The 14,714-nt window shown below is 66.3% G+C and carries 13 protein-coding genes; 2 read left to right on the top strand and 11 right to left on the bottom strand.

Features of this window, described 5'->3' with window-relative positions; all coding sequences use genetic code 11:
* Positions 1–104: 104 nt before the first annotated feature.
* The gene (gene smeE / locus AC07UW_RS05900; protein ID WP_495211622.1) at positions 105–3,230 is read right to left on the bottom strand and encodes a multidrug efflux RND transporter permease subunit SmeE; all 3,126 of its coding nucleotides are present in this window, start codon (positions 3,228–3,230) and stop codon (positions 105–107) included.
* Between the two features lie 12 nt (positions 3,231–3,242).
* Positions 3,243–4,424 carry a multidrug efflux RND transporter periplasmic adaptor subunit SmeD gene (gene smeD, locus AC07UW_RS05895; protein ID WP_032976547.1) on the bottom strand — a complete coding sequence of 394 codons (1,182 nt, stop codon included), beginning with the start codon at positions 4,422–4,424 and terminating at the stop codon, positions 3,243–3,245.
* Between the two features lie 227 nt (positions 4,425–4,651).
* On the opposite strand from smeD, the gene smeT reads away from it, so the two are divergent.
* Positions 4,652–5,311 (top strand): efflux transporter SmeDEF transcriptional repressor SmeT, encoded by a 660-nt coding sequence (gene smeT, locus AC07UW_RS05890; protein WP_312108198.1) that lies wholly within the window; start codon positions 4,652–4,654, stop codon positions 5,309–5,311.
* A gap of 131 nt (positions 5,312–5,442) precedes the next feature.
* Here smeT and hslU read toward each other — a convergent pair whose 3' ends face one another.
* The 9 genes from hslU to AC07UW_RS05845 form a co-directional block, all read right to left on the bottom strand.
* Positions 5,443–6,819 (bottom strand): ATP-dependent protease ATPase subunit HslU, encoded by a 1,377-nt coding sequence (hslU, locus tag AC07UW_RS05885; RefSeq protein ID WP_025877282.1) that lies wholly within the window; start codon positions 6,817–6,819, stop codon positions 5,443–5,445.
* A 103-nt stretch (positions 6,820–6,922) separates the two neighbouring features.
* A complete protein-coding gene (gene hslV, locus AC07UW_RS05880; protein ID WP_025877284.1) occupies positions 6,923–7,474 on the bottom strand; it encodes an ATP-dependent protease subunit HslV in 552 nt (183 codons plus the stop codon).
* 74 nt (positions 7,475–7,548) lie between these two features.
* Complete coding sequence (locus AC07UW_RS05875) at positions 7,549–7,749, bottom strand: DUF3079 domain-containing protein (RefSeq protein WP_025877286.1); 201 nt, start codon at positions 7,747–7,749, stop codon at positions 7,549–7,551.
* 77 nt (positions 7,750–7,826) lie between these two features.
* Positions 7,827–8,720: a tyrosine recombinase XerC gene (gene xerC, locus AC07UW_RS05870; RefSeq protein WP_313250651.1), complete on the bottom strand. Its 894-nt coding sequence runs from the start codon at positions 8,718–8,720 to the stop codon at positions 7,827–7,829.
* A gap of 16 nt (positions 8,721–8,736) precedes the next feature.
* A complete protein-coding gene (locus AC07UW_RS05865; protein ID WP_495211621.1) occupies positions 8,737–9,411 on the bottom strand; it encodes a DUF484 family protein in 675 nt (224 codons plus the stop codon).
* On the bottom strand, positions 9,408–10,259 hold the full coding sequence (dapF, locus tag AC07UW_RS05860; RefSeq protein WP_223496618.1) for a diaminopimelate epimerase: 852 nt from the start codon (positions 10,257–10,259) through the stop codon (positions 9,408–9,410). The genes AC07UW_RS05865 and dapF overlap by 4 nt, the downstream gene beginning before the upstream one ends.
* Positions 10,252–10,491 (bottom strand): LPS translocon maturation chaperone LptM, encoded by a 240-nt coding sequence (gene lptM, locus AC07UW_RS05855; RefSeq protein WP_312785878.1) that lies wholly within the window; start codon positions 10,489–10,491, stop codon positions 10,252–10,254. Before lptM ends, dapF begins: the two co-directional genes overlap by 8 nt.
* Before the next feature lie 129 nt (positions 10,492–10,620).
* The gene (locus AC07UW_RS05850) at positions 10,621–11,043 is read right to left on the bottom strand and encodes a YbaN family protein (RefSeq protein WP_495211620.1); all 423 of its coding nucleotides are present in this window, start codon (positions 11,041–11,043) and stop codon (positions 10,621–10,623) included.
* Between the two features lie 56 nt (positions 11,044–11,099).
* The gene (locus tag AC07UW_RS05845) at positions 11,100–13,232 is read right to left on the bottom strand and encodes a S9 family peptidase (RefSeq protein WP_313250653.1); all 2,133 of its coding nucleotides are present in this window, start codon (positions 13,230–13,232) and stop codon (positions 11,100–11,102) included.
* Positions 13,233–13,436: 204 nt separating this feature from the next.
* On the opposite strand from AC07UW_RS05845, the gene AC07UW_RS05840 reads away from it, so the two are divergent.
* On the top strand, positions 13,437–14,624 hold the full coding sequence (locus AC07UW_RS05840) for a pyridoxal phosphate-dependent aminotransferase (RefSeq protein WP_312785880.1): 1,188 nt from the start codon (positions 13,437–13,439) through the stop codon (positions 14,622–14,624).
* Positions 14,625–14,714 lie beyond the last annotated feature (90 nt).

The raw sequence follows: 14,714 nt of genomic DNA, 5'->3' as shown, positions 1-14,714 counted from the left end.
TGCCGGATGGCAGGAGGTAGTGCCGGCCGCTGGCCGGCAACCTCATTGGATTCACATCAAGCGAGCAGCAGCTGCCGGCCAGCGGCCGGCACTACCGTTTCGAATCAGCTGGTGGCGTTGCGCTTCTTGAACACGCGCTGCACCACGACGAAGAACAGCGGCACGAAGAACACGCCGAGTACAGTGCCGACCACCATGCCACCGAGCACGCCGGTGCCGATCGCCTGCTTGGCGCCGGAGCCGGCACCGCTGGAGATCGCCAGCGGCAGCACGCCCATGCCGAAGGCCAGCGAGGTCATGATGATCGGGCGCAGACGGTCGCGGACCGCGTGCATCGTCGCTTCGATCAGCCCCGCGCCCTTCTCCAGATGCTCCTTGGCGAACTCGACGATCAGGATCGCGTTCTTGCTGGTCAGGCCTACCGTGGTCAGCATCGCCACCTGGAAATAGATGTCGCGCTCCATGCCACGGAAGGTGTTGGCCAGCACCGCACCGAGAATGCCCAGCGGCGCCACCAGCAGCACCGAGGTCGGCACGCTCCAGCTTTCGTACAAGGCGGCAAGGCACAGGAACACGATCATCAGCGACAGCGTGTACAGCAGCGGCGTCTGCGAGCCCGCCTGGCGTTCCTGATAGGACATCGCCGTCCACTCGACACCGAAGCCCGTCGGCAACTGCTTGGCCAGCTGTTCGATCTCGGCCATGGCATCACCGGACGCCACGCCCGGGGCCGGTTCGCCCTGGATTTCGGTAGCCGACACGCCGTTGTAGCGTTCCAGGCGCGGCGAGCCGTAGTCCCAATGCTTGCTGGCGAAGGCGCTGAACGGAACCATCTCGCCCTTGTCGTTCTTCACCGACCAGAGATCGAAGTCCTCCGGCACCATGCGGAACGGTTGGTCAGCCTGCACGAACACGCGCTTGACGCGACCGCGATCGATGAAGTCATCGATGTACGAGCTGCCCCACGCGGTGGCCAGGGTGGTGTTGACCTGGTCGATCGACAGGCCCAGCGAGCTGGCCTTGGCCACATCGATATCGATGCGGAACTGCGGCGTGTCTTCCTGGCCGTTCGGTCGCACGTTGGCCAGCTTCTTGCTGCCGGCCGCCAAGCCGAGCAGCTGGTTGCGGGCCGCCAACAATGCTTCGTGGCCCTGGCCGCTGTTGTCCTTCAGGAAGAAGGTGTAGCCGGAGGCCGTACCCAGTTCCGGAATGGCCGGCGGCGGGAAGGCAAAGATGAAGGCATCCTTGATCTGCCCCAGCGCGGCCATCGCACGTCCGGTGATCGGCATCACGCCGTTGTCGGCGTCACGATCCTTCCAGTCCTTCAACTTGACGAAGGCCATGCCCGCGTTCTGGCCCATGCCGGCGAAGCTGAAGCCCTGCACCGAGAACACCGATTCGACCGCACCCTTCTCGTTTTCCATGAAGTGCTTTTCGAGCGCGGCGATCGATTCCAGCGTGCGCTCCTGGGTTGCGCCCACCGGCGCCTGCACCAGCGCCATCAGCACGCCCTGGTCTTCGTTGGGCAGGAACGAGCTGGGCAGGCGCACGAACAGCACGCCCATCAGCAGGAACAGCGCGGCCACGATGCCCATGAACCGCCACGGACGGTGCAGGATGCCGCGAACGCCACGCTGGTAGCTCTCGCTGGTGCGGTCGAAGCCACGGTTGAAACCATTGAAGAAGCGACCGGCGAAACCGCGGTGGGCGACATGATGCTCCCCCTTCTTCAGCGGCTTGAGCATGGTCGCGCACAACGCTGGCGTCAGCACGATCGCGACCAGCACCGACAACGCCATCGCCGAGACGATCGTCGCCGAGAACTGCCGGTAGATCACGCCGGTGGAGCCGCTCATGAAGGCCATCGGCACGAACACCGCCGACAGCACCAGGCCGATGCCCACCAGCGCGCCGGTGATCTGGCTCATCGACTTGCGGGTGGCTTCCAGCGGCGACAGGCCCTCTTCGGACATGATGCGCTCGACGTTCTCCACCACCACGATGGCATCGTCCACCAGCAGGCCGATGGCCAGCACCATCGCGAACATGGTCAGCATGTTCACCGAGAAGCCCAGCACCGACAGCACGCCGAAGGTACCCAGCAGCACCACCGGCACGGCGATGGTGGGGATCAGGGTGGCGCGGAAGTTCTGCAGGAACAGGTACATCACCACGAACACCAGCACGATCGCTTCGAGCAGGGTCTGCACCACGCCCTTGATCGACACGCGCACGAACGGGGTGGTGTCGTACGGGATCTCGGCCTTCAGGCCGGCCGGGAAGAAGCCTTCCAGTTCCTTCAGCGTTTCATCGACACCGGCAGCGGTATCCAGCGCGTTGGCGCCGGTGGCCAGGGTGACCGCCAGGCCGCTGGCCGGCTGCCCGTTGTAGCGGGTGACGAAGTCGTACGACTCGGCGCCCAGCTCGACGCGGGCTACATCGCCCAGGCGCAGCTCGGCACCGTCCTGCGCACCGCGCACGATGATGTTGCGGAACTGTTCCGGGGTCTGCAGGCGCGACTGCGCGTTGATGGTGGCATTGAGCTGCTGGCCCTTCACCGACGGCGCACCACCCAACTGGCCGATGGCCACCTGCGCGTTCTGTGCCTTCACCGCAGCGACCACCTCGGGCACCGACATGCCGTAGGTGTGCAGCTTGTTCGGGTCCAGCCAGATGCGCATGGCGTACTTGCCACCGAACACCTGGATGTTGCCCACGCCCGGAACGCGGCTGAGACGGTCCACGACGTTGGAACCGACGTAGTCGGCGATGTCGTTGGCATCCATGCTGCCGTCTTCGGACACGAACGCGATGACGTTCAGGAAGCCCGAGCTGGACTTGGCCACGTTGATGCCCTGCCGCTGCACTTCCTGCGGCAGCAGCGGCATCGCCAGCTGCAGCTTGTTCTGCACCTGCACCTGGGCGATGTCGGGGTTGGTCCCGCTCTCGAAGGTCAGGGTGATGGTGGCCTGGCCGTTGGACGAGCTGTTGGAGGAGAAATAGATCAGGCCATCAAGGCCCTTCATGTTCTGCTCGATGATCTGCGTCACCGAGTCTTCGACCACCTTGGCCGAAGCACCCGGGTAGCTGGCGCTGATTTCCACCGCCGGCGGTGCGACGTTGGGGTACATCGAGATCGGCAGCTTGAACAGGGCCAGGCCGCCGGCGAGCATGATGATGATCGCGATGACCCACGCGAAGATGGGTCGATCGATGAAGAAACGTGCCATGGAGTTCTCCGCTTACTTCGCGCCTGCGGCCGCAGCTGCAGGTTGGGCGGCGGCCGGCTTGGCCGGGGCGGCGCCCTGTTCGGTGGCATTCACGGGCATGCCCGGGCCGATTTTCTGCAGGCCTTCGACGATGACCTTGTCGCCGGCCTTCAGGCCGTCCTCGACCAGCCACTTGTCGCCGACGGTGCGGCTGACCTTGACCGGGCGCACTTCGACCTTGTTGTCCTTGCCGACCACCATTGCACTGGTATCGCCCTTCGGATCGCGGGCGATGCCCTGCATCGGCACCAGCACTGCGTCGCTGCGCACACCGCCGCCGATCACCGCGCGCACGTACATGCCCGGCATCAGCAGACCGTCGGGGTTGTCGACCCTGACCCGCAGCGCGAAGCTGCCGGTGGCCGGATCGACGCTGACTTCGGAGAACTCCAGCGTGCCCTTGTGTTCGAAGGTGCTGCCGTCTTCCATCAGGATGCTGACCGGCGTCTGCTGGTTGTCCTGCAGGCGGCCGGCGGCCAGTTCGCGGCGCAGCTGCAGCAGCTCGGCCGAGGACTGGGTCAGGTCGACGTAGATCGGGTCCAGCTGCTGCACGGTTGCCAGCGCCGTGGCCTGGCCGGCGCTGACCAGCGCGCCCTGGGTGACGCTGGACTTGCCGATGCGGCCGCTGATCGGCGCGGTGATGCGCGCATAGCCGAGGGTCACGTTGGCGGCATCCAGTGAGGCCTTGGCGGCGCCGACATCGGCCTCTGCCTGCTTCTGCGCAGCCACGGCGTTTTCCAGATCCTGCTGGCTGACCGCGTCGACCTTGGCCAGCTCGGTGATGCGCTTGGCGCTCAACCGCGCCGCATTGGCGGTGGCTTCGGCGCGGGCCAGCTGTGCACGCGCACTGTTGGCCTGGGCGCGGTAGCTGGCGTCCTCGATCTGGTACAGCGGCTCGCCGGCCTTGACCATCCCACCCTCGGTGAACAGGCGCTTGGCGACGATGCCATTGACCTGCGGGCGCACTTCGGCCACCAGGAAGGCATTGGTGCGGCCCGGCAGCTCACGGGTCAGCCCGACGGTCTCGGACTTCAGCGTGACCACGCTGACCTGGCCCGGTCCCTGTTCGGGCGCCTGGGGTTGGCCGCCGCAGGCAGCGACGGTGGCAGCGATCGCCAGCGACAACGCGAAGGGTCGGATTCGGCTCAGCAACATGATGGGAATGGCTCTTGAAGGGAGGGATCTCAGCAGGGGCTGACAAGGCGCCCCCTCTCCTTGCTGGAGGGAAGGCCGCACGGACAGCGCCCACCCGGGTGGAGTGGGAGCCAGGACGGGCCTGCCACGCACACGACGGGAATGATGGGAGGGAAATATACATACATGCGCGTTTGTTTGTAAACCGGTACAATTCAGCCACGTTTCACCTGCACTCGTACCCGCTCATGGCCCGTAAGACCAAAGAGGACACCCAGGCAACCCGTGAAGGCATCCTTGATGCCGCCGAAGCCTGTTTCCACGAACACGGTGTGGCCCGGACCACGCTGGAGATGATCGGTGCCCGCGCCGGCTACACCCGCGGCGCCGTGTACTGGCATTTCAAGAACAAGGGCGAGGTGCTGACCGCGATCGTCGAGCGGGTGCACCTGCCCTTCATGCAGGAGCTGGAGCGCACCTCCACCGACCAGCGCGACACGCCGATACATGACCTGCGCGCGGTGATGATCCACTCGTTCATCGAGCTGTCCGAGGACGAGCGCCTGCGCAAGACCATGGAAATCATGCTGCGCAGCGATGCCTCGGCCGACACCAGGGTGCTGACCGAACTGCAGCAGAGCGGCTTCCGCGATGCCCTGGACCGCATGGAACGCGCCCTGCGCCGTGCCCAGGACCTGGGCCAGCTGCGTGACGGCGCCGACCCGAAGATCGCCGCGCGCATGCTGCACGCCACCGTGCTCGGCGTGCTGCACGGGGCGATGGTCGAACCGGACCTGATGGACCTCAAGCGCGACGGCATGCTGGCGCTGGACATGACCCTGGCCGCCTACGTGAAGGAAGGCGTGTTCGTACCGGGTTCGGTGCCGGAGCCGCTGCCGGACCGGTAGGCGCCGACCCTGGTCGGCGGGCCGACCATGGCGCGACGGGCGCGTCCGCGTGCCGACCAAGGTCGGCACCTACCGGAGGCGATCGCCGCAACGAAAAAGGCCGCCTTTCGGCGGCCTTTTCGCATTCCCGGTTACAGGATGTAACGGCTCAGGTCCGGGTCCTGCACCAGTTCACCCAGGTGCGCATCGACATAGGCACTGTCGATGGCCAGGGTTTCACCATCGCGGTCCGGTGCTTCATAGCTGAGCGAATCCAGCAGGCGCTCCAGCACGGTATGCAGGCGGCGCGCACCGATGTTCTCCTGGCGCTCGTTCACCTGGAAGGCGATCTCGGCCAAACGGTCGATGGCATCGGTAGTGAAGCTGACCTTGACGCCTTCGGTAGCCAGCAGCGCTTCGTACTGCTTGGTCAGCGCGGCCTTGGGTTCGGTCAGGATGCGCACGAAATCAGCCTTGCTCAGCGCACCCAGCTCCACGCGGATCGGGAAGCGGCCCTGCAGCTCAGGGATCAGGTCGCTTGGCTTGGCCAGGTGGAACGCGCCCGATGCGATGAACAGGATGTGGTCGGTCTTGATAGTGCCGTACTTGGTGGACACGTTGGAACCTTCCACCAGCGGCAGCAGATCGCGCTGCACGCCTTCGCGCGAGACATCACCGCCACCCACGTTGTCACCTCGCTTGGCGACCTTGTCGATCTCGTCGATGAACACGATGCCGTGCTGCTCGCAGGCTTCGATCGCGGCAGTGCGGATATCGTCCTCGTTGACCAGCTTGCCGGCTTCTTCTTCCTGCAGCAGCGGGCGCGCAGCCTTGATGGTCAGCGTGCGCTTGTGCGCCTTGGCGCCACCACCGAGGTTGGCGAACATGGACTTCAGCTGCTGGCCCATTTCCTCCATGCCCGGGGGGGTCATGATGTCCATGCTGACGTTGGCGGTCAGGTCGAGCTCGATTTCGCGATCGTCCAGTTCGCCGTTGCGCAGCATCTTGCGGAACTTGATGCGGGTCTCGTTGTCCTGCGCCGACGGTTCGTTGCGTGCCGCTTCCGGGTCGAAGCCGATACCACCGCTGCGGCGTGGCAGCAGCGCGTCGAGGATGCGGTCTTCGGCGCGTTCTTCGGCCTGCGTGCGCACGCGCACCTTGGCCTGCTCGCGGTACAGCTTGACGGCGGTATCGGCCAGGTCACGGATGATCTGCTCGACATCCTTGCCGACATAGCCGACTTCGGTGAAGCGGGTCGCTTCGACCTTCACGAACGGCGCGTTGGCCAGCGTGGCCAGGCGGCGCGCGATCTCGGTCTTGCCGACGCCGGTCGGGCCGATCATCAGGATGTTCTTGGGCATGACCTCGTTGCGCAGCTCGGGCTGCAGCTGCATGCGGCGCCAGCGGTTGCGCAGGGCGATGGCGACCGCGCGCTTGGCGTCATGCTGGCCGACGATGTGCCGGTCCAGCTCCTGCACGATCTCGCGCGGGGTCATGGTGGCGGAGGAAACTTCGATCTTGTGCGGCATGGGTGTGCTCACGGATTCAATGTTGGTAGTGCCGGCCGCTGGCCGGCAACCAGGCACGCGTGTCTGGGCTGATCGGGTTGCTGGCCAGCGGCCGGCACTACCCTCACAGCTCTTCGACCACCACGTTGCGGTTGGTGTAGATGCAGATGTCACCGGCGATGTTGATCGCTTCGCTGGCGATGGTGCGTGCGTCCAGTTCGGTGTGCGCCATCAGCGCGCGTGCAGCGGACAGCGCATACGAACCACCGGAACCGATGGCGATGATGCCGTCCTCCGGCTCGATCACGTCGCCGGTGCCGCTGATGATCAGCGAGGTTTCCTTGTCGGCCACCGCCAGCAGGGCTTCGAGCTTGCCGAGGCGGCGCTCGGTGCGCCAATCCTTGGCCAGTTCCACCGCGGCACGCTGCAGCTGGCCATGCTTCTCCAGCTTGGCTTCGAACAGCTCGAACAGGGTGAAGGCATCGGCGGCGGCACCGGCAAAGCCGGCCAGCACCTGGCCATCGCGGCCAAGGCGGCGGACCTTGCGTGCGTTGCCCTTCATCACCGTGTGGCCGAGGGTGACCTGGCCGTCGCCGGCAATGGCCACGTGCTCGCCGCGACGAACGCAGACGATGGTGGTGGCGTGGAAAACGGTGGGATTCTGACTGGGGTCCATGCGGCCTCCGATAGCTGTTCACGGGACATGGGGACAGCCGCCGAAGCGATCAAGCCCGTACCGATAGCTGCCGTTCAGCGCTTGGCATGCGATGGCCGGTCCGGATTGGGTTCAATGCCCCACGCCACGTACCAGTCCTCACCTTGCGTCTCGATCGGGTGCTGGGTGCGGCCCGAGCCGTTGCCACAGGCCAGTGCGTCGGCGGCGCAGTAACGGTCGCAGCCCCAGCAGATGCGCTCGGGGTGCTTGGGACGCAGCGGAATGGGCTTTGCCATGGTCGGCATCTCTTCGTGGCCTGCGGCCACGATGCACCAGTCGCAGCTATGCTGCCCTGACTGAAATCAAGACGGCGCTATTCAGGCTTTCCGCTCTTGTCGCTGCGGCGTTTCGCGCGCGGATGCGCCGCATCGTAGACCTTGGCCAGGTGCTGGAAATCCAGGTGGGTGTAGATCTGCGTGGTGGCGATGTCGGCATGGCCGAGCAGTTCCTGCACACCGCGCAGGTCACCGGAGGATTCCAGGATGTGGCTGGCGAAACTGTGCCGCAGCATGTGCGGGTGCACGTGCTTGAACAGGCCTTGGCGCTGGGCCAGCTGACGGATGCGGATCTGTACCGCGCGCTGGCTGATCGGCCCGTTGCGACCAGGAAAAACCGGTGTGGCGGCACCACCGCCGCTTTCGCTGCGCCAGGTCAGAAGCGCTTCGCGTGCCGGCTTTCCGAACGGGACGCGACGTTGCCGGTTGCCCTTGCCCATCACGTTGACCAGGCCACTGGCGAAATCCAGATCGCGCCAGGTCAGCGCGCAGACTTCGCTCAAGCGCAGGCCGGAGGAATAGAACAGTTCCAGCAGCGCGCGGTCACGACGACCCAGCTCGCCTTCCGGCTCCAGTTCAACCAGCTGCACGGCTTCGTCGGCATCGAGCACCTGCGGTAACCGTCGTGGCGCACGTGGAGCCTTCAGCGTCGCTGCCGGGCTGGCCTCGATACGGCCATGCTTGAGCAGCCAGGCATAGAAGCTGCGGCAGGCCGACAGCCGGCGCTGCAGGCTCTTGGCCGACAGGCCGCGGCGGTGTTCATCGGCAACGAACTGGCGCACCGCGTCGGCATCCAATGCCTCCACGGCCACCCCGCGGGGCTCGGCCCACACCGACAACGCATCCAGGTCGCGGCGATAGGCATCGAGCGTATGCGCCGACATCCGCCGCTCCACCTGCAGGTGCTGCAGGAACGCCTGCACCGCGCTCATCGTCGTCGTGTCCCGCTCAATCCGCGAAGCGCTTGAGCCCGGTCACCAGGGCCTCGCCCATCATCCGCAGGAACAGCGTGCCCATGCCGGGATAGAAGCGGTTCGGATCATGGCTGCCCACCGCGATCAGGCAGACGCCCGGCAACGGCAGCAGCGCGGTGGTCTGCACTTCCTCGCTGCGCGCGCCGTACAGCACGGCGTTCTTGTCGCTCTGCAGGCGGCCACAGATCGGCTCACCATCCTTCAGGCAGTCGCGGAACGGGCCCAGCTGCGCATCATCGGCAGCCAGCACCTGCAGCCATTCGGCCTGCTCCAGTCCGGCCACCGGCGCATGCACGACCAGCCGCACCAGATCGCCGGCGAAGTCTTCCTGCAGCGACGCCGCCATCGCGCGCAGCGTATCGGCGGCGTTGTCCTGCTTCATCAGGGCCAGGGTGAGCTGATGCGTGCGCACCGCCAGCCGCTCGTTGACCTGCGCGGTCGCGCCCAGGTCGGCCAATCGTCGCGCCAGCTCGCGGTTCTTCTCGCGCAGCACTTCCAGCTGGTAGCTCGCCAGCGATGCGGTCGGGCCGTCATCGCGTGGCACCACCAGGGTCAGCGCCAGGTCCGGGAACTGCTTGAGGAAGCCCGGATGGCGCCGCAACCAGGCCGCGACTTCATGGGCACCGAGCTTGTCGACGGTCTCAGTCATGCAATCCACTCCCCTTCGAAGACGAATGCGGTGGGGCCCGCCATCACCACCGGCTGGCCATCGCCCGGCCACTGGATGCGCAGGTCGCCACCAGGCAGGCTGATGCGAGCATCGCGCTGCAGTCGGCCGCGCTGCATCAGGGTCACGGCGGCAGCGCAGGCGCCACTGCCGCAGGCCAGGGTTTCACCCACGCCGCGCTCGAACACGCGCAGGCGCGCATGTTCCGGGCCCATCACCTGGGCAAAGCCCACGTTCACCGACTTCGGGAACGAGGCATGCTGCTGCAGCAGTCCACCCACGCGCTCAACCGGTGCAGCGTCGACCAGGCCGACTTCGATCACCGCGTGCGGATTGCCCATCGACACCGCCGCGAAGCGCACGGTCTCACCCTGCAGTGGCAGCAGGTATTCCTCGCGCGGGTGGGCGAAGCCGATCAGCGGCACCTGCGCCGGATCGAACAGCGGCACGCCCATCGCCACCGCGTACTGGCCATCGCCGAGGACATCCACGGCGTGGCTGGCCAGCGGGCTGTCAATCACGAAGCGATCGCCCTGCGCACTGCCCTCGCGCACCAGCCAGGCAGCGATGCAGCGCGCGCCGTTGCCGCACTGCTCTGAATTGGAACCATCGGCGTTCCAGATGCGGTACGAGGCAACGGAGCCTTCGGCGCGCGGTGGCTCGACGGTCAGGATCTGGTCGCAGCCGACGCCGGTATGGCGATCGGCCAGGCGCGCGGCCAGTTCCGGGGTGGGCGGCGGGGTGCCGTCGCGCAGGTCGATCACTACGAAATCGTTGCCCGCGCCGTGCATCTTGCTGAAGCGCAGGCCGTTGGAAACCGCCTTACTCATTCCCGTCGTCCACCTTCTTGACAGGGTCCGGGGTCACCGACGGACTACCGTCGCGGGGATCCTGGGTGGCAGCGGGCGTGGTGTCGGCATCGGTGGCCGGTTCGACGGTTTCTTCCACCGGCACCGGCTTCTGCGGCAGCACCAGCGGGCCCTTGTTGCCGCATGCGGCGAGGAACAGCAGCGAGGCCGCTGCCAGCGGAATCAGGATGACATTGCGATGGGGGATGTTCATGCCCCGAGTATAGCCATTGGCGGCTGAGCGGTTGGTGCAGGATGCGGGGCCACGCATCCGCCAGGCATGACCCGGCGCTACCGCAACCCGGCACCCTTGGCAGCGCTGGGCCGTGCCCGGCGGGAGAGATCAATCTGCCGGCGGCAGCGGCCGGGTCCACAGCCAGATCGCGACCACGATCATGCTGCCGATGGAGAACCACTTCACCCAGGCCACCGGCACGCACCACAGCATGATGCCGGCGCACACTGCCATGGTGATCGTGGCCATCCATTTGCCGTAGCGGCTGACCGCACCATGTGCCTGCCAGTTGGCAATGGCCGGGCCGAAGCGCGGGTGCTGCAGCAGCCAGCCGTGCAGCCGCTCGGAGCCGCGCGAGGCGGCCCAGGCCGAGATCAGGATGAATACGGTGGTGGGCAGCCCCGGCACGAAAATGCCGACGATGCCGGTGCCCAGGCTGGCATAGGCCAGCAGCCACCACGCCCAACGGAACCGCACCGGCCGGGTGGGCGCTGGCAGGTCCTTGGTGGCGGGCGGTTCGGGCAGGCTCATCGCGCAAGGATACCCAGCGCAGGTGGCGGCGGCGATATCACCGCCGCCACGATGCGTCATTCCGTCGCAGCGCCGGCAGCGGGCGCTTCGATGCCCAACTGCTGCAGCACGAACGCATACGACTCGGACAGTTCGCGGTAACGCTGGAAGCGGCCGGACTTGCCGCCGTGGCCGGCTTCCATGTTGGTGCGGAACAGGATCGGGAAGTGGCCCGTGTTGTCGTCACGCAGCTTGGCCACCCACTTGGCCGGCTCCCAGTACTGCACCTGCGAATCCCACAGGCCGGTGCCCACGAACAACGACGGATAGCCCTGCTTTTTCACGTTGTCGTAGGGCGAGTAGGACAGCATGTACTCGTAGTACGGCTTCTGCTCGGGGTTGCCCCACTCGTCATACTCGTTGGTGGTCAGCGGGATGGTCGGGTCGAGCATGGTGGTGACCACGTCCACGAACGGCACCTGCGCCACCAGCACGCGGTAGTCCTGCGGCGCCTGGTTGGCAATGGCGCCCATCAGCAGGCCACCGGCGCTGCCACCGGACGCGGCAACACGGTCCTTCGCCGCCCAGCCCTGTGCCACCAGGCCACGGGTGACGTCGATGAAGTCGTTGAAGGTGTTCTGCTTGTGCAGCAGCTTGCCGTTTTCGTACCAGTCGCGGCCCATTTCCTGGCCACCGCGGATGTGGGCGATGGCGTACACCACGCCACGGTCGAGCAGGCTCACCGCGGTCTGGTTGAAGTAGGGGTCCATCGACATGCCGTAGCTGCCGTAGGCGTACTGGAACAGCGCGCCGGTGCCATCCTTCCTGTAGCCCTTGCGATAGACCAGCGACACCGGCACCTTCACCCCGTCGCGCGCGGTGATCCACACCCGGTCGGTCTCGTACTTCGAGGCGTCATAGCCGATCACCGGCTGCTGCTTCAGCTGGCGACGCTCACCGGTGGCGGTGTTCAGTTCGTACACCGTGGTCGGCGTGGTCATCGAGGTGTACACGTAGCGCAGCCACGTGGTGTCAGCCTCGGTGTTGTCGCCCAGGCCCATCGAATAGGCCGGTTCGTCGGCCTTTACGTAGTCGTTGCGGCCGTCCTTGAACAGCAGCCGGATGCGCTCCAGGCCTTCGGAACGTTCGGCGATGGCGGTGTAGGTATCGAACAGTTCGAAGCCTTCGATGAACACTGCATCGTCATGGGCGATCCAGTCCTTCCACTGTGCGCGCGAGGTGGCGTCGGTCGGTGCGGTCACCAGCTTGAAGTTCTTCGCACCATCATTGGTGCGGATCACCCAGCGGCCGTCGTAGTGGTCGGCGTCGTACTCCACGTCGCGCTGGCGCGGGGCGAGCACGGTGAACGTGGTCGGGTCGCTGGCCGGCGCGTAGCGCTCTTCGGAGGACACGGTGCTGTGCACGCCGATGGTGATGAAGCGATCGTCGCGGGTGCGGCCGATGCCCATGTAGAAGCTGTCGTCCTTCTCTTCGTAGACGACGGTGTCGGCGCTGGCCGGGGTGCCCAGCACGTGCTTCTTCACCCGCACGGTCAGCAGGGTTTCCGGATCGTTCTCGACATACAGCACGGTGCGGTTGTCGTCGGCCCAGACCAGGTCACCGGAGGTGCCGGTGATCGTGTCCGGCAGCACCGCGCCGGTACGCAGGTCCTTGAAGCGGATGACGTACTGGCGGCGACCCACGTCATCGTCGGCCCAGGCCAGCAGCTGGTTGTCCTGGCTGACCTCCATCGAGCCGACGCTGAAATAGCCCTTGCCGGCAGCCATCGTGTTGACGTTGAGCAGGACCTCTTCCGGCGCGTCCATGCTGGCCTTGCGGCGCGCATGGATGGGATAGTCCTGGCCGGTCTCGTAGCGGCTGTAGTACCAGTAGCCGCGCTCGCGCGCCGGAACGCTGGCATCGTCCTGCTTGATGCGGCCGACGATCTCGCCGTACAGCGCATCCTCCAGCGGCTTCAGCGGTGCCAGCAGCTGGTCGGCGTAGGCGTTCTCGGCCTGCAGGTAGGCCAGCATGGCCTTGTCCTCGCGCTTGTCGTCGCGCAGCCAGTAATAGTCATCGTTGCGGGTCGCGCCGAACGGCGCCTTGACCACGTGCGGACGCTTCTCAACATCCGGCGGAACGGGCGGGGTGGCGGCGGTAGCGGTGCTGGTCATCAGGCTCGCAAGCAACAGGCAGAGAGTGGATTTCATGAAATAAGGCTCCTTGATCGGCAATGCAATGGCGTCCTTGCGCCTGAGTCTGGGTGGCAGGGGGGGCTGCGGGCAACCCTGCGGATCGTCATGGACGCGCGGAGGTAGTGCCGGGCGCTGGCCGGCAACGGCAGCAGACTGTTCATCCCGAGGTTGCCGGCCAGCGGCCGGCACTACCGGGACACCCGGCGTACCATGTGGGGCATGAGTACCCTGCCCCACACGCCGGGCTACAGCCGGCGCAGCCACGAAATCGCTCCCTTCCATGTGATGTCCCTGCTGGCCCGCGCACAGGCGCTGGAACAGGCCGGTCACGATGTGATCCATCTGGAGATCGGCGAGCCGGACTTCACCACCGCCGAACCGGTCGTGCGGGCCGGCCAAGCGGCGCTGGCCGCCGGCCACACCCGCTACACCGCCGCACGCGGCCTACCGGCCCTGCGCCAGGCGATCAGCGGTTTCTATCGCAGCCACTACGGCCTGGATATCGACCCCGAACGCATCCTGGTCACGCCCGGCGGCTCCGGCGCGCTGCTGCTGGCCAGCAGCCTGCTGGTCGACCCCGGCCGCCACTGGCTGCTGGCCGATCCCGGGTATCCGTGCAACCGCCACTTCCTGCGGCTGGTGGAAGGCGGCGCGCAGCTCGTTCCGGTGGGACCCGAAACGGCCTACCAGCTGACCCCTTCGCTGGTGCAGCAGCACTGGAACGCCGACAGCGTTGGTGCACTGGTGGCATCGCCGGCCAATCCCACCGGCACCGTGCTGTCAGCCGATGAACTGGCGACCCTCTCGGCTTCGCTGCATGCGCGCGGCGGCCACCTGGTGGTCGACGAGATCTATCACGGCCTGACCTACGGCCTGGATGCTGCGAGCGTGCTGCAGGTGGATGACAGCGCGTTCGTGCTGAACAGCTTCTCCAAGTACTTCGGCATGACCGGCTGGCGACTGGGTTGGCTGGTGGCGCCGCCAGCGGCGGTACCCGACCTGGAGAAGCTGGCGCAGAACCTGTACATCAGCGCTTCGAGCATCGCCCAGCACGCGGCCCTTGCCTGTTTCAGCGAGGAGGCGATGGCGATCTTCGAGCAGCGCCGCCAGGCCTTCCAGCAGCGCCGCGACTTCCTGCTGCCGGCCCTGCGCGAACTGGGCTTCCGCATCGAAGTGGAACCGCAGGGTGCGTTCTACCTGTACGCCGACGTCAGCGCGTTCACCGACGACGCGCAGGCGTTCTGCGCGCACTTCCTGGAAACCGAACATGTGGCGTTCACCCCGGGCCTGGATTTCGGCTTCCATCGATCGAACCAGCACGTACGCCTGGCCTATACCCAGGAAGTACCACGGTTGCAGGAGGCGGTGGAGCGTATCGCGCGCGGGTTGAAAAGCTGGGGCGGGTGACCCGGTAACGTCCAAGGCATCCACGCATGGCGTGGATCTGCTGGCCCAGCGCACGCCGTGCGTGGATTCGCACACCCCAACGAAAAACGC

This window comes from Stenotrophomonas sp. GW821-FHT02D01, from assembly GCF_059421765.1.
This window is presented reverse-complemented; position numbering and strand designations above follow the sequence as displayed.

What these genes read in the sequence shown, in the direction of transcription:
- smeE (WP_495211622.1), bottom strand. Translation starts at nt 3,230, where the DNA reads ATGGCACGTTTCTTCATCGATCGACCCATCTTCGCGTGGGTCATCGCG.
- smeD (WP_032976547.1), bottom strand. Translation starts at nt 4,424, where the DNA reads ATGTTGCTGAGCCGAATCCGACCCTTCGCGTTGTCGCTGGCGATCGCT.
- smeT (WP_312108198.1), top strand. Translation starts at nt 4,652, where the DNA reads ATGGCCCGTAAGACCAAAGAGGACACCCAGGCAACCCGTGAAGGCATC.
- hslU (WP_025877282.1), bottom strand. Translation starts at nt 6,819, where the DNA reads ATGCCGCACAAGATCGAAGTTTCCTCCGCCACCATGACCCCGCGCGAG.
- hslV (WP_025877284.1), bottom strand. Translation starts at nt 7,474, where the DNA reads ATGGACCCCAGTCAGAATCCCACCGTTTTCCACGCCACCACCATCGTC.
- AC07UW_RS05875 (WP_025877286.1), bottom strand. Translation starts at nt 7,749, where the DNA reads ATGGCAAAGCCCATTCCGCTGCGTCCCAAGCACCCCGAGCGCATCTGC.
- xerC (WP_313250651.1), bottom strand. Translation starts at nt 8,720, where the DNA reads ATGAGCGCGGTGCAGGCGTTCCTGCAGCACCTGCAGGTGGAGCGGCGG.
- AC07UW_RS05865 (WP_495211621.1), bottom strand. Translation starts at nt 9,411, where the DNA reads ATGACTGAGACCGTCGACAAGCTCGGTGCCCATGAAGTCGCGGCCTGG.
- dapF (WP_223496618.1), bottom strand. Translation starts at nt 10,259, where the DNA reads ATGAGTAAGGCGGTTTCCAACGGCCTGCGCTTCAGCAAGATGCACGGC.
- lptM (WP_312785878.1), bottom strand. Translation starts at nt 10,491, where the DNA reads ATGAACATCCCCCATCGCAATGTCATCCTGATTCCGCTGGCAGCGGCC.
- AC07UW_RS05850 (WP_495211620.1), bottom strand. Translation starts at nt 11,043, where the DNA reads ATGAGCCTGCCCGAACCGCCCGCCACCAAGGACCTGCCAGCGCCCACC.
- AC07UW_RS05845 (WP_313250653.1), bottom strand. Translation starts at nt 13,232, where the DNA reads ATGAAATCCACTCTCTGCCTGTTGCTTGCGAGCCTGATGACCAGCACC.
- AC07UW_RS05840 (WP_312785880.1), top strand. Translation starts at nt 13,437, where the DNA reads ATGAGTACCCTGCCCCACACGCCGGGCTACAGCCGGCGCAGCCACGAA.